Consider the following 12545-nt stretch of genomic DNA (forward strand, 5'->3'; position numbering starts at 1 on the left):
TTAGATCTACGCTCTTGGTATCATCTACAAAAAAGAAGGTCTGTTAACCTTCTTCTTTTTATCATTTTATTTCCGTTTTCTTGCGATCAGATGAATTGGCGTTCCTTCAAAGACGAAGGCCTTGCGGATTTGATTTTCCAAGAAACGCAAGTAAGAGAAGTGCATCAGTTCTTCTTCGTTGACAAAAATCACAAAGGTCGGTGGTTTAGTTGCCACTTGAGTCGCATAGAAGATCTTGAGACGTTTCCCTTTGTCTGTCGGTGTTGGGTTGATGGCGATAGCATCCATAATGACATCATTCAAGACTGCTGATGGGATACGGGTATTTTGACTCTCGCTGATTTGTTTAATCATCTCTGGAAGTTTGTGGAGACGTTGCTTGGTCAAAGCCGAAACAAAGATAATCGGTGCGTAAGGTAGATATTGGAACTGTTCACGAATATCCTCTTCCCAGTTTTTCATGGTGTGGTTATCTTTTTCAAGAGTATCCCACTTGTTAACTACGATGATCATCCCTTTACCAGCTTCGTGGGCAAATCCAGCGATACGCTTATCATACTCACGGATGCCTTCTTCGGCATTGAGGACCATCAAGACTACATCTGAACGGTCAATAGCTCGCATGGCACGCATGACTGAGTATTTCTCTGTGTTTTCATAGACTTTACCAGACTTACGCATACCAGCCGTATCAATCATGGTAAATTCTTGGCCATCCGCATCTGTAAAATGTGTATCAATGGCATCACGAGTTGTACCAGCAACAGGACTAGCAATTACGCGGTCTTCTCCCAAAATGGCATTAATCAAGCTAGATTTTCCGACATTCGGGCGACCAATCAAGCTGAATTTAATGACATCTGGATTTTCATCTTCGACTTCATGTGGAAGATTTTCGACGATGGCATCTAGTACATCCCCTGTACCAATCCCGTGCACAGATGAAATTGGCAATGGTTCTCCCAATCCAAGAGCGTAGAAATCATAGATATCATTTCGCATTTCCGGATTGTCAACCTTGTTAACTGCAAGGATAACAGGTTTATGGGTTTTATATAGTTTACGGGCTACGTATTCATCTGCATCCGTAATTCCTTCTTTACCGGAAACTACAAAAACGATGACATCAGCTTCTTCCATGGCAATCTCTGCCTGGTGCTTGATTTGTTCCATAAACGGAGCATCAACATCATCAATCCCTCCAGTATCAATCATACTGAAAGAACGGTTGAGCCATTCACCAGTAGCATAGATACGGTCTCGTGTTACTCCTTCGACATCTTCTACGATTGAGATGCGTTCCCCTGCAATACGGTTAAACAGGGTTGATTTCCCAACATTGGGACGTCCTACGATGGCAACAGTTGGTAAGGCCATGTTTTCTCACTTTCTATAATAAGTTCTTTTGTTCAAGATTTTCTCTAGTTGAGCTTGGTTCAGGCTGACCGAATTGCTCTGCAAGACGTTGACTCCAAGTGGTAGTCGCACGAGCTCCTGCATATTCAGTCTGCACACGGTCATAGGCTTCAATAGCCTCAGTTGTTTGTTCTTGGTATTCTTCCTCAAAAACAACATTCTCTAGTGGCAATCTTGGTTTTACATCATGTTTTTGGTTCGGCACACCGAGTGCAATCCCAAAAACTGGGTAGGTATAGTCAGGCAGCTTGAACAATTTTGCCACTTCAACAGATTTGTAACGCACCAAACCGATGATTACTCCACCATAGCCAAGGCTTTCTGCCGCAAGCAAGGTATTCTGTCCAGCCAAGGCTGCATCTACTGAAGTAATGAGGAGTCCTTCCACCCCTTGAGGTTGGAAAGTATCGGTATGGAGACGAGCCCCTTTTTCTGCACGGTTTAAATCTCCTACAAAGAGGAGGAAGGCGGCAGACTGACGAATCGCTTCCTGAGGAACTAGCTCAAAAAGAGCATCTTTCTTTTCTTGACTTCTGACTAGAATCACAGAATAAGATTGGAAATTTTTCCAAGAAGAAGCCATTTGAGCAGCTGATAAAATCTCATTCAAGTCCTCTTGAGGAATCGCTTCTTCTTTAAATCTGCGAACCGAAGCATGAGATTTCATTAAGGTGATTGTTTCACTCATCGGCGATTCTCTCCTTCTAGCCGTGTTTCTTCTGCTAAATAACGGATACGCTCCATAACGCGTCTAGCTTCCCATGTTTCATCGTTTCCGTTCTTGCCTTTAGCAAAATGTTTTTCCAAATCTTCAAAATTGAAATTTGAGGTAAAGAAGGTTGGCAAATCTTCCTGCATACGATACTGGAGAATGACTTGCAAGACTTCATCACGAACCCAAGGTGTTGATTGCTCGGCGCCAATATCATCCAAAATCAAGACTTCAGCTTGCTTGATTTCATCCACCAAGGTCTTAACATTTCCATCTCCGATAGCATTTTTGACATCAATGACAAAGCTAGGATAGTGAAGAAGAGTTGATGAAACCCCACGTTTTTCTGACAAATCATGGGCAAGGGCAGCAACCATAAAGCTCTTCCCAACACCAAAGTCTCCATAGAGATAGAGACCTTTACGGATTTCTGGATATTGCTCAACAAAGGTAAAGAGCTTTTCAAAAACTGGCAAACGTCCCAAATCATCCAAATCAACTTGAGCCAAACTAGCTTTTTTAAGACTAGCTGGAAGATTAATCAGTTTGAGACGGTTCTTGATAGCCGCTTCTTTTTCAGCCGCAATCAGTTCCGGAGTTTCCTCATAGGATACATCTGCGTAACCATGATTCATAACTAGAATGGGCTTATAACCACGCGCGATATAGTCAGTATCTCCGCGAAGAAACTTATCTCGCTCGGTGATGTATTGGTTAAACTTAGAGATACTACGATTCAATTCCTCTTGACTGAGAGATTCCTTCTGGATAAAAGCCGCAACATCAGGATCTTTTACAATCTGCTGAACCAAGTCTTGGTATTGAAAACGGCTGGGATGATCTTTAAGCACATCTCCTACACTTTCCATCTAGTCTCCTCCTTTTCCTAATCGATCTAACATTTCTTTTTTCTTACGTTCTAACTCCAAGCGAGTTTCTTCGCTGGTTTCATTTTTATATTCTGGATTACTCCATTTTGGGACATTGCTTTTGGCTTGGCTTGGCTTCGCTGATTTTTGTTCTTGCCCCTTTTGATTCTTCTCTCTGATTCGAAGCACAGCTTCTTCAGCAGAACGAATCTTGTTATAAGAGTAATCATTAGCCACTTTCATGGCATATTTTTCATTGAGATTGGCCGAGTCAACCTTGTTGAAGGTCAAAAGTATAACAACATTAATGACTTCATCAAGCAAGCCCAAGTCTGCCATCTGTTTTAGCAAATCGCGTTCGGCTTGGATAATCCCAGCATTTCGGGTTTGTTTGATTCCCGCTAAGAATTGCAAGGCAGTTTTACTTTTAGCTTCTCGGATAATGGTCGCTTCTTGGGGACTAAAGTCCGATGAAACAGGCTTTTGCGCTAATTTTTCACGCATACGTTTGACAGAAATAACTTGTGAAACAGCTGTTGATTTGGCCAATTGATAAGTCTCAAACCAGGTCCATTTTTTCTCATCAGCAATTTTAAATAACTCTAAGACATCTGACTGTTCATCTTGGAAACGGAGATTATCTCTCGCCATGAGCTGACGAAAATGCTCCAAATCAAAATCATTTTTAAAATCAGATTTTACTGATATCTCGTCATGACTAGCCAATTCTTCTATCTCTGGAAAGGCCTGACTCAAAGGAACAGTCAAAGGCTCTCCGCCTGCCTGCTCTTGGCGCAAATCAGAAACTGCTGGCTCACCAATTTTTTTCTCCAATAAGGTACGATAAACCGTATGACGCAAGAAATCCGAGCTAGAAAGCATTGGATGAATAGCAAGTTCATAGCCGTCACCCTTTTGATAGAGGGTAACCAAATTGAAGGCTGATAAGATTTTAAAAGCCTTTAACAGCCTGTCCATCCCAAAATTGAGATGATTGAGGATAGTTGCAAACAGGTGTTCTTTTTGTCCATCATCCCAAAAAGCTAAGGTATAAAGGTAAAGACTCAGCGCATCCTGACCGATAATCGGGAGGTAGCACTGCACCAAAGTTGTGGGATCTTGCGACACCCGATTATTCTTTAGAAAAGAAAAACGATCATTAGGCTTCATTTATTTTTCCTTTTTCTTCTTTGAAGATTGCGTAATTTGTTTGAGAAGATTTTCGAGCTCACTCACGTCTTTAAAGCTACGATAGACGCTAGCGAAACGAACGTAAGTGATTTCATCCAGTTCAGCCAATTCTTCCATGACCAGAGAACCAATATCTTCACTTTGAATTTCATTATCATTGCGACTGAGGAGTTTTTGTTCGATACGATTGACCACCATGCCAATCTCATCACTAGACACCGGACGTTTTTGAGCCGAACGAATAATCCCGTTAAAGATTTTATCTCTGGAGAACTGTTCCCGTGTGCCATCTTTTTTGACTACAACCAGCGTTCTCTCTTCTACACGTTCATAGGTCGTAAAACGATGCTGACATTCTTCACACTCACGTCTTCTTCTAATCGTATTTCCTTCTTCAGCCTGACGGCTATCGATAACACTTGATTTTGTAGCGCCACATTTTGGACAACGCATGCCTTCCCCTCCTTGTCGTTTTCTTTTCATTATACCATTTTTTAAGCAATTCCCAAAATAATTCTCCTTTTGGCTTGACAAGTTTTTTGTTTAGTTGTATTATTTAAGTGACACAAAAAGAAATTGTTGAAAGGAGACCGTGATGTCCTGGACATTTGATAACAACAAACCCATTTATTTGCAGATCATGGATAAGATCAAACTGCAAATCGTTTCTCATAAACTAGAACCCAACCAACAACTTCCAACTGTCAGAGAACTGGCTAGTGAGGCTGGCGTCAATCCTAATACCATCCAACGTGCCCTATCAGACCTAGAAAGAGAAGGCTTCGTATACACCAAGCGGACTGCAGGGCGTTTTGTCACCGAGGATTTGGACCTAATCCTCCAATCCCGAAAGCAACTATCTGAAGAACAACTGCAGCAGTTTGTAACAGGCATGGTAGATTTTGGCTATGAGAAAGAAGAACTACCAACTGTTTTGAGAGATTATATTGAAGGAGTTTAGACTATGACCTTGTTAACGTTTGAAAATGTTTCAAAATTCTATGGAGCAAGCCCTGCTCTTCAAAATGTTTCCCTTGAAATTCCAGCAGGAAAGATTGTGGGTCTCCTTGGCCCAAACGGCTCTGGAAAGACAACCTTGATTAAACTAATCAACGGTTTACTCCAACCAGAGCAAGGGCGTATCCTCATCAATGGCATGGAACCAAGCCCAGCAACTAAGGCTATCGTTTCTTATCTACCTGATACGACCTATCTCAACGAACAGATGAAGGTCAAAGAAGCTCTTACCTTTTTCAAGACCTTCTATAAAGATTTTAATCTGGAACGTGCTCAAGGTCTTCTTCGTGACCTTGGTATCGACGAGAATAGCCGTTTCAAGAAACTCTCAAAAGGGAACAAAGAAAAAGTTCAGTTGATCCTTGTCATGAGTCGTGACGCTCGTCTATACGTGCTTGACGAACCTATCGGTGGAGTCGATCCCGCAGCTCGTGACTACATCTTGAACACCATCATCAACAACTACTCTCCAACTTCGACTGTCTTGATTTCAACTCACTTGATTTCCGACATCGAACCAATCTTGGATGAGATTATTTTCCTAAAGGATGGAAAAGTTGTCCATCAAGGGAATGTGGATGATATTCGTTACGAGTCAGGTGAATCAATTGACCAGCTCTTCCGTCACGAATTCAAAGCCTAGATAAAGGAGATTATTATGTTTTGGAATTTAGTTCGTTATGAATTTAAAAATGTCAACAAATGGTTTTTAGCCCTCTATGCAGCTGTACTATCCTTATCTGTCATCATAGGTATTCAGGGCAGTAGCCTCTCAAACACCTATTATCAAGATAAGGGCGTTGTCATGTTAGTGTTTCTATCTCTGGTTTTTGGGGGTCTGGTTATTACTTTGAGTATCTCAACCTTGATTTTGATTATTCAACGATTTAAGGGAAGTGTTTATGATCGTCGTGGCTATCTAACACTCACCCTGCCAGTATCTGAACACCAGATCCTCTCCGCTAAACTGCTTGGAGCCTTTGTTTGGTCTTTGGCGAGTACAGTGGTCTTTCTTTTTAGTCTTTACATCATCATTGTCATGGTTTATCCAGGCGCTTACCTATCTACCTTTGCCGAGTATATTCTAAAAAATTATCAAGATAATTTCTGGTTAGCCTTGATTTCCTATATTTTTAACACTCTTGCAAGTATCCTTTGTATCTACTTGTCTATCTCTATCGGTCAACTCTTTAATGAGTACCGTACAGCTCTTGCGGTCGTCGCCTACATCGCCATTCAAGTTGTTCTTGGATTTATCACCCTCAATCTTCGCATCGATTTCGACTACAATTGGGTATTATCCTTTGAAATTTTCAAAGACTTAATCCTTAGCGTCGGTTTCTATCTCGGAACCTACTATATCTTAAAGAACAAAGTAAACTTACAATAATGAATAAAACCCCTAGCAAATAAAGCTAGGGGCTTCTTTTTACACAAAGAAATATAACATTCTTATTTTTTAACTCAATATCAAACCTGCTACGATGGGACTTACAAATACATAGAGAATACCGGTGACACCGATAGCCAGGCCACCCATAGCCCCCGCAACAGCTCCATAGCGAAAAGCTGTTCCAGTCCCAACTGCGTGACCAGTTCCTCCAAGAGCAAGACCAACAGCTACTGGATCGTCAATTTTTAGCCATTTTAAAAGTGTTGGTCCAATAACGCTAGTCAAAATGCCAGTTGCTACCACAACTACCAAGGTGATCGTCGCTATCCCTTGTAGCTTATCCGTAATTCCAACTGCCATGGCCGTCGTTACAGACTTTGGGAAAAGCGAAATCGCCAAGAAGAAATCCATGCCGAAAAATTTTGCAACTAAAGCTGTAAAAACTGTATTTACAACAACAGCAAGGAAACTACTGAGTAGAATACTTCTAACATGGTGTTTCATGAGGTGAAAACTCTTATAAAGAGGAATTCCTAAAGCTACTGTTGAGGGAACAATCAAGTTATTGAGGTAGACCCCACCTTGATAATAGGCAACATAAGAAATACCAGTCAGTTTTAGAAAAATAATGATAAATAAAGTTGCTAGCAGCAAGGGAGTGGTCAGAGGATGAGGGTACCGTCTAAAGATAATCATGCCTCCAAGATAAGCCAAAATAGACAAGGCTATCCCAAAAAGTGGATTGGATACAAATTCGCTCATTTGGCACCTCTTTCTTCGTAATCACCTTCATAACGCTTTTTGATAAACTGAACTACAAGCGCAATCAAGATAATATTGATAACTGCTGCAAAAAAGACAATCAAGACAATGGGCAATAAATAGGGAGCAATCACATCAAATTTCTCCATAATCCCAACTGCAGGAGGCAAAAATAGAATAGTCATATTAGCTAGGAGAAAATTCCCAACCATGTTGACATGACGTACCCGCAACCACTTGAACTGTAAGGCTAAAAATAAAATAATCAAACCGATAATGCTTCCAGGAATAGGCAAATGGAAAAAGCTAGAGATTCCCTCACCAATCAGTGAAATGACAAAGAGAATCATTAACTGAACATATAATTTCATCGTTTACTCCACAAATAGACTTTCTGCATACCAGTTTACTCTTTTTTCAGAAAATTTCAAGGAAATACACAAGAAACATCCTTCTTGCTATCTATTCCAAAAAGTTGTATACTAATTGCGTGCGCAAGCATCTCAGATAGGCAAATCTGTTTATAACTACTATATAGAAAGGAGATTGATATGACTTACTTAGAAAAATGGTTTGACTTCAACCGCCGACAAGTAGAGCTAGAAGCTCTTTTAGAGCAAACGATTGCTGAGCAGAGTGACCAAAGCCTAACGCTCAAAGAATTCTATCTCTTGCACTTTTTAAATCAGGCTCAAGAAAAATCTTTGAGACAGATTGACCTGCCGGACAAACTCCATCTGAGTCCAAGCGCAGTATCACGAATGGTGGCACGCCTAGAAGCCAAAAACTGTGCTTTACTTAGTCGGAGATGTTGTGACCAGGATAAGCGAGCTAGTTTTATCTGCCTCACTAAGGAGGGTCAGACAACTCTTGCCTGTCTACAAAAAGCTGTAGAAGAAAGCCTTGAAACAAAAGCAAGTTGGCTTTCCTAAAATTTTTACAAAAAAACTTGCGTGCGCAAGCAATTTTCTTGACATTCCTTTTTCCAAGGAGTAAAATGAAGATATGATTTAGCAAAGGAGAATCCTATGATTGAAATCACTTATCTTGATGCCAGCAAGCAAGAGAGAACCATGACCTTCGAGTCATACGAAGAATTTGAACGTTCTCAACATGCCTGCCTGATTGGTGTCGCAGACTACTACCCTGTCCAAAAAGTGACCTACAAGGGACATGATTTGGACTACCATGGGACTTATGGAGATGTTTTCTTCTATCTCATGAAACAAAATTTAAGCCAATATAATTAAAAAGGAGAAATACTATGGCAAAAGCAATTACAGATGCAACATTCGAACAAGAAACTAAAGACGGATTGGTCTTGGTAGACTTCTGGGCAACTTGGTGTGGTCCATGTCGTATGCAAGGTCCAATCTTGGACAAATTGTCTGAAGAACTTTCAGAAGATGTCTTGAAGATCGTTAAAATGGATGTTGATGAAAATCCAAACACAGCTCGTGCATTTGGTATCATGTCTATCCCTACTCTTCTCTTCAAGAAAGATGGACAAGTTGTTAAACAAGTGGCTGGTGTCCACACAGCTGAACAAATCAAAGCCATCGTTGCTGAATTAAGCTAATCAAAAAAGAGACCAAGTGCATTCATTTGGTCTCTTTTTTCTTGCCCTTTGCCATTTTTCAAAAAATATGCTAGACTGTAACTAGAATATTACGATGTTTGGGACATGCCATCGCTAAAAAAAACCTCTACTTGGTATTTTTTAGCTCCCTCTAGGGAGCTTTTTGCGTGCTCTGAACATTTCCCATTTTGGAAGGAGTACTATGAAACGTCAATCAGCCTTGGTCGTCTTTAGTGGCGGTCAAGATTCAACAACCTGCCTTTTCTGGGCCAAGCAACACTATGAAAGGGTCGAAGCTGTTACCTTTGCCTACGGTCAACGCCACCATTTAGAAATTCAAGTGGCCAAAGAAATCGCTGAGGAACAAGGAATTCGTCATCATATCCTAGATATGTCTCTGCTAGGACAAATTACTGAAAATGCCTTGACTTCAGATTTAGAAATTGAGCAAAAAGAAGGAGAGGTTCCTAATACCTTCGTTGACGGTCGCAATCATCTCTTTCTGTCCTTTGCGGCAGTCCTTGCCAAGCAGCGTGGAATTACGGATATCGTGACAGGAGTGTGCGAAACAGACTTCTCAGGTTATCCTGACTGTCGGGATGTCTTTGTCAAATCACTCAATGTCACGCTCAACCTTGCTATGGATTACGACTTTGTGATCCAAACGCCTCTCATGTGGCTAGACAAGGCTGAAACTTGGGAATTAGCTGACCAACTTGGTGCCTTTGACTACGTTCGTGAGAAGACCTTGACCTGCTACAATGGGATTATTGGTACTGGTTGTGGAGATTGTCCTGCCTGCCATCTACGCCAACATGGTTTAGAGGTTTATCTCTCTCAGAAAGGAGAGGCCTGATGTTTTTTGCCCCCAAAGAAATCAAACAAGAAACTGGGGAATCTCTTGTCTACAATCCTCACAGAACCTTAGTCTCAAAAGAATTTACCTTCGATGCTGCCCACCACCTCTTTCACTATGAAGGAAAATGCAAATCCCTACACGGTCACACCTATCATCTACAAATCGCTGTCAGTGGATTTTTAGATGATAGAGGTATGACCTACGATTTCGGAGACATCAAAGCTATCTACAAGGACTACTTAGAGCCCCACTTGGATCATCGCTATCTCAATGAAACCCTGCCCTACATGAATACGACTGCTGAAAATATGGTTTACTGGATTTTCCAAACTATGAGCCAGGAGTTGCCAGACGAGCGCGGTCTCCGTTTGGAATATGTTCGTCTCTATGAAACTCCGACTGCCTTTGCAGAGTTTAGACGGGAGTGGTTAGATGACTAAGGAACGTGTCCTCAAACTACCAGTTCTAGAAATTTTTGGGCCTACCTTTCAAGGTGAAGGTCGTGCTATTGGCCAGAAAACCATGTTTGTCCGCACTGCTGGTTGCGACTACCACTGCGACTGGTGCGATTCTGCCTTTACTTGGGATGGTTCTGAAAAGCCAACTCGCATGACAGCTGATGAAGTAATCGCTGAGTTAGACAAACTAGGAAGCTACGACTATGTCACCCTATCTGGGGGAAATCCTGCTATCCTAGCAGCCAATATGGCTCAACTGGTCACCAAACTCAAGGAACGTGGGGTCACTCTGGCTGTTGAGACCCAGGGATCCCGCTGGCAAAATTGGTTAAAAGATATCGACCAAGTCACTCTGAGTCCTAAGCCTCCTTCCTCCAAGATGGAAGTCAACTTTGAGACCTTGGACTTTATCGTTTCCCAACTAGATCCAGACAAAGTAACCTTTAAAATTCCTGTCTTTGATGATGCAGATCTAGCCTTTGCCAAAGGTATTCAAGAACGCTACCAACCAGATGTCCTCTTCTTATCGGCGGGAAATCCTGAGCCCAAGGCTACAGGCAATATTGTCCAAGACCAACTGGACCGCCTCAAAGAACTCTGGGAACGTGTCGCTGCCGACGATAGCTGGGGCAATGTCCGCGTCCTTCCTCAACTCCATACCCTCCTCTACGACAACCAACGTGGTGTTTAAGATTAGAAAGAAAAAATCATGTCACAACAAGAAGAAATGAAAAACCTCAGCCTCCTCGGCAACAAAGAAACCAACTACATTTTCGAATATCAACCCGAAGTCCTCGAATCCTTTGACAATCGTCATGTGGAAAATGACTATTTCATCAAGTTCAACTGCCCTGAATTTACCTCACTTTGTCCCATCACTGCTCAGCCAGACTTTGCAACTATTTATATTTCCTACATTCCTGACAAGCTCTGTGTCGAGTCAAAATCCCTCAAACTCTACCTCTTTAGCTACCGAAACCATGGAGATTTTCATGAAAACTGTATCAACACTATCGGGAAAGACTTGGTCAACTTGCTAGACCCTCGCTATTTAGAAGTCTGGGGAAAATTTACACCTCGCGGTGGCATTTCAATCGACCCCTACTACAACTACGGTAGACCTGGAACCAAGTATGAAGGATTGGCAGAACAACGCCTCTTCCAACATGACCTCTATCCAGAGAAAATTGACAACCGTTAAACTCATACTCAATGAAAATCAAAGAGCATACTAGGAAGCTAGCCGCAGGTTGCTCAAAGCACTGCTTTGAGGTTGTGGATAAGACTGACGAAGTCAGCTCAAAACACTGTTTTGAGGTTGCAGATAGAGCTGACGTGGTTTGAAGAGATTTTCGAAGAGTATCATACGAAAAAGCCCTGTTCCTCAAGATGAGAAGCAAGGCTTTTTAAGTTTCAATTATTCTTCAGTTCCAAGGAAGTTTTTAGCAACAAGGGCTGCAAGAACTCCACCAACGATTGGTGCAAGGATGAAAATCCAAACTTGTTGAAGAGCTGCGCCACCTACCAATACAGCAGGAGCCAAGCTACGAGCTGGGTTTACTGAAAGTCCAGTGATGTTCAAGCCAGCTAGAATCAAAGCTGTCAATGATAAACCGATCACCAAACCAGCGATTGCGCCATTTCCTTTGCTTGCTGAAGTTACAGTCATAATCACCAAAACAAACAAGAAAGTTGCGATTGTTTCAAACAAGAAACCACCAAAGACAGTTACACCATTTGCCAAGGCATTTTCACCAAGACTTGCAGTTGACATACCTGAATTTGCCAAGAGGAAGAATACAGATCCTGACGCAAGGAAAGCACCGACTACTTGACCAAGGATGTAGTTTACAAGCTCTGAAGATGACAAACGTTTGTTAACAAACATAGCGATAGAAACAGCTGGGTTCAAGTGAGCACCTGAAACAGTTCCGATTGAGAAAGCTGCAACTACGATTGCCAAACCAAAGGCAAGAGCAATTCCAAGGTGTCCAAGACCTTCAACACCATTTCCAAAAACAACAGCTCCTGTTCCGATGAACACAAGCATAAAAGTACCGATCAATTCAGCAACAAATTTTTTCATGTTAAGTCTCCTTTTTTCAAACTATGTATTAGTCTATCAGAAGAAGGAAAGGGTTTCAAGAAAAGTGCTTAGAAAATATCGTGCGCTTTCCCCTTTTACACGATAGTTTTATTTTTCTAAAAAACAGTCTTTGTTTGACACAAATTTCACAAAGGTATATACTAAAAAGTGATAGGGATTCTTTTAGAAACCTATCACGACTC

The 12545-nt window shown here is 41.5% G+C and carries 18 protein-coding genes; 10 read left to right on the forward strand and 8 right to left on the reverse strand.

The features are described 5' to 3' along the window. Positions 1-66 precede the first annotated feature (66 nt). The 5 genes from der to nrdR are packed head-to-tail and all read right to left on the reverse strand — an operon-like array spanning position 67 to position 4641. On the reverse strand, positions 67-1377 hold the full coding sequence (gene der, locus ACLNCS_RS05720; RefSeq protein ID WP_004250788.1) for a ribosome biogenesis GTPase Der: 1311 nt from the start codon (positions 1375-1377) through the stop codon (positions 67-69). Positions 1378-1390: 13 nt separating this feature from the next. Continuing rightward, on the reverse strand, positions 1391-2104 hold the full coding sequence (locus tag ACLNCS_RS05725; protein ID WP_049495356.1) for a nitroreductase family protein: 714 nt from the start codon (positions 2102-2104) through the stop codon (positions 1391-1393). Further along, positions 2101-2997 carry a primosomal protein DnaI gene (gene dnaI / locus ACLNCS_RS05730; protein ID WP_424847730.1) on the reverse strand — a complete coding sequence of 299 codons (897 nt, stop codon included), beginning with the start codon at positions 2995-2997 and terminating at the stop codon, positions 2101-2103. The genes ACLNCS_RS05725 and dnaI overlap by 4 nt, the downstream gene beginning before the upstream one ends. Next, positions 2998-4167 (reverse strand): DNA helicase, encoded by a 1170-nt coding sequence (locus ACLNCS_RS05735; protein ID WP_424847732.1) that lies wholly within the window; start codon positions 4165-4167, stop codon positions 2998-3000. It abuts the gene before it with no gap. Then, positions 4168-4641: a transcriptional regulator NrdR gene (gene nrdR / locus ACLNCS_RS05740; RefSeq protein WP_004250782.1), complete on the reverse strand. Its 474-nt coding sequence runs from the start codon at positions 4639-4641 to the stop codon at positions 4168-4170. Positions 4642-4783: 142 nt separating this feature from the next. Here nrdR and ACLNCS_RS05745 point away from each other — a divergent pair, with 142 nt between their 5' ends. Genes ACLNCS_RS05745 through ACLNCS_RS05755 form a run of 3 tightly spaced genes read left to right on the forward strand, consistent with a single transcriptional unit; the run spans position 4784 to position 6595 of the window. Next, positions 4784-5149, forward strand: a complete 366-nt coding sequence (locus ACLNCS_RS05745; RefSeq protein ID WP_424847734.1) for a GntR family transcriptional regulator — start codon at positions 4784-4786, stop codon at positions 5147-5149. 3 nt (positions 5150-5152) lie between these two features. Continuing rightward, a complete protein-coding gene (locus ACLNCS_RS05750) occupies positions 5153-5848 on the forward strand; it encodes an ABC transporter ATP-binding protein (protein WP_424847736.1) in 696 nt (231 codons plus the stop codon). A gap of 15 nt (positions 5849-5863) precedes the next feature. Beyond that, positions 5864-6595: a hypothetical protein gene (locus ACLNCS_RS05755; protein ID WP_424847738.1), complete on the forward strand. Its 732-nt coding sequence runs from the start codon at positions 5864-5866 to the stop codon at positions 6593-6595. Between the two features lie 69 nt (positions 6596-6664). Here the strand turns inward: ACLNCS_RS05755 and ACLNCS_RS05760 are convergent, their stop codons facing one another. Beyond that, the gene (locus tag ACLNCS_RS05760; protein WP_414287816.1) at positions 6665-7360 is read right to left on the reverse strand and encodes an LrgB family protein; all 696 of its coding nucleotides are present in this window, start codon (positions 7358-7360) and stop codon (positions 6665-6667) included. Further along, entirely contained in the window at positions 7357-7731 is a 375-nt protein-coding gene (locus ACLNCS_RS05765; protein WP_004250774.1) for a CidA/LrgA family protein, read from the reverse strand. Before ACLNCS_RS05765 ends, ACLNCS_RS05760 begins: the two co-directional genes overlap by 4 nt. A gap of 180 nt (positions 7732-7911) precedes the next feature. On the opposite strand from ACLNCS_RS05765, the gene ACLNCS_RS05770 reads away from it, so the two are divergent. The 7 genes from ACLNCS_RS05770 to queF all read left to right on the forward strand — a co-directional run bounded on the left by ACLNCS_RS05770 (position 7912) and on the right by queF (position 11457). After that, entirely contained in the window at positions 7912-8292 is a 381-nt protein-coding gene (locus tag ACLNCS_RS05770; protein WP_254731168.1) for a MarR family winged helix-turn-helix transcriptional regulator, read from the forward strand. Positions 8293-8388: 96 nt separating this feature from the next. Continuing rightward, positions 8389-8610 carry a DUF4649 family protein gene (locus ACLNCS_RS05775; RefSeq protein WP_424847741.1) on the forward strand — a complete coding sequence of 74 codons (222 nt, stop codon included), beginning with the start codon at positions 8389-8391 and terminating at the stop codon, positions 8608-8610. A 14-nt stretch (positions 8611-8624) separates the two neighbouring features. After that, entirely contained in the window at positions 8625-8939 is a 315-nt protein-coding gene (trxA, locus tag ACLNCS_RS05780; protein ID WP_001029581.1) for a thioredoxin, read from the forward strand. Positions 8940-9141: 202 nt separating this feature from the next. Beyond that, entirely contained in the window at positions 9142-9795 is a 654-nt protein-coding gene (queC, locus tag ACLNCS_RS05785) for a 7-cyano-7-deazaguanine synthase QueC (RefSeq protein WP_004250769.1), read from the forward strand. Next, positions 9795-10238 carry a 6-carboxytetrahydropterin synthase QueD gene (gene queD, locus ACLNCS_RS05790; protein WP_000464566.1) on the forward strand — a complete coding sequence of 148 codons (444 nt, stop codon included), beginning with the start codon at positions 9795-9797 and terminating at the stop codon, positions 10236-10238. The genes queC and queD overlap by 1 nt, the downstream gene beginning before the upstream one ends. Continuing rightward, positions 10231-10947, forward strand: coding sequence for a 7-carboxy-7-deazaguanine synthase QueE (gene queE, locus ACLNCS_RS05795; RefSeq protein ID WP_060955237.1), 717 nt, complete (start codon positions 10231-10233; stop codon positions 10945-10947). The genes queD and queE overlap by 8 nt, the downstream gene beginning before the upstream one ends. Positions 10948-10965: 18 nt before the next feature. After that, entirely contained in the window at positions 10966-11457 is a 492-nt protein-coding gene (queF, locus tag ACLNCS_RS05800) for a preQ(1) synthase (protein ID WP_000082589.1), read from the forward strand. A 216-nt stretch (positions 11458-11673) separates the two neighbouring features. Here the strand turns inward: queF and ACLNCS_RS05805 are convergent, their stop codons facing one another. Continuing rightward, positions 11674-12342 carry an MIP/aquaporin family protein gene (locus ACLNCS_RS05805; RefSeq protein WP_004250764.1) on the reverse strand — a complete coding sequence of 223 codons (669 nt, stop codon included), beginning with the start codon at positions 12340-12342 and terminating at the stop codon, positions 11674-11676. Positions 12343-12545 lie beyond the last annotated feature (203 nt).

The organism is Streptococcus sp. CL9.43 (assembly GCF_049737935.1).
Classification (GTDB): Bacteria; Bacillota; Bacilli; order Lactobacillales; family Streptococcaceae; genus Streptococcus; species Streptococcus infantis_I.

Excerpts from the sequence above, each read along its gene's own strand:
- der (WP_004250788.1), bottom strand. The coding sequence starts at position 1,377 with ATGGCCTTACCAACTGTTGCCATCGTAGGACGTCCCAATGTTGGGAAA.
- ACLNCS_RS05725 (WP_049495356.1), bottom strand. The coding sequence starts at position 2,104 with ATGAGTGAAACAATCACCTTAATGAAATCTCATGCTTCGGTTCGCAGA.
- dnaI (WP_424847730.1), bottom strand. The coding sequence starts at position 2,997 with ATGGAAAGTGTAGGAGATGTGCTTAAAGATCATCCCAGCCGTTTTCAA.
- ACLNCS_RS05735 (WP_424847732.1), bottom strand. The coding sequence starts at position 4,167 with ATGAAGCCTAATGATCGTTTTTCTTTTCTAAAGAATAATCGGGTGTCG.
- nrdR (WP_004250782.1), bottom strand. The coding sequence starts at position 4,641 with ATGCGTTGTCCAAAATGTGGCGCTACAAAATCAAGTGTTATCGATAGC.
- ACLNCS_RS05745 (WP_424847734.1), top strand. The coding sequence starts at position 4,784 with ATGTCCTGGACATTTGATAACAACAAACCCATTTATTTGCAGATCATG.
- ACLNCS_RS05750 (WP_424847736.1), top strand. The coding sequence starts at position 5,153 with ATGACCTTGTTAACGTTTGAAAATGTTTCAAAATTCTATGGAGCAAGC.
- ACLNCS_RS05755 (WP_424847738.1), top strand. The coding sequence starts at position 5,864 with ATGTTTTGGAATTTAGTTCGTTATGAATTTAAAAATGTCAACAAATGG.
- ACLNCS_RS05760 (WP_414287816.1), bottom strand. The coding sequence starts at position 7,360 with ATGAGCGAATTTGTATCCAATCCACTTTTTGGGATAGCCTTGTCTATT.
- ACLNCS_RS05765 (WP_004250774.1), bottom strand. The coding sequence starts at position 7,731 with ATGAAATTATATGTTCAGTTAATGATTCTCTTTGTCATTTCACTGATT.
- ACLNCS_RS05770 (WP_254731168.1), top strand. The coding sequence starts at position 7,912 with ATGACTTACTTAGAAAAATGGTTTGACTTCAACCGCCGACAAGTAGAG.
- ACLNCS_RS05775 (WP_424847741.1), top strand. The coding sequence starts at position 8,389 with ATGATTGAAATCACTTATCTTGATGCCAGCAAGCAAGAGAGAACCATG.
- trxA (WP_001029581.1), top strand. The coding sequence starts at position 8,625 with ATGGCAAAAGCAATTACAGATGCAACATTCGAACAAGAAACTAAAGAC.
- queC (WP_004250769.1), top strand. The coding sequence starts at position 9,142 with ATGAAACGTCAATCAGCCTTGGTCGTCTTTAGTGGCGGTCAAGATTCA.
- queD (WP_000464566.1), top strand. The coding sequence starts at position 9,795 with ATGTTTTTTGCCCCCAAAGAAATCAAACAAGAAACTGGGGAATCTCTT.
- queE (WP_060955237.1), top strand. The coding sequence starts at position 10,231 with ATGACTAAGGAACGTGTCCTCAAACTACCAGTTCTAGAAATTTTTGGG.
- queF (WP_000082589.1), top strand. The coding sequence starts at position 10,966 with ATGTCACAACAAGAAGAAATGAAAAACCTCAGCCTCCTCGGCAACAAA.
- ACLNCS_RS05805 (WP_004250764.1), bottom strand. The coding sequence starts at position 12,342 with ATGAAAAAATTTGTTGCTGAATTGATCGGTACTTTTATGCTTGTGTTC.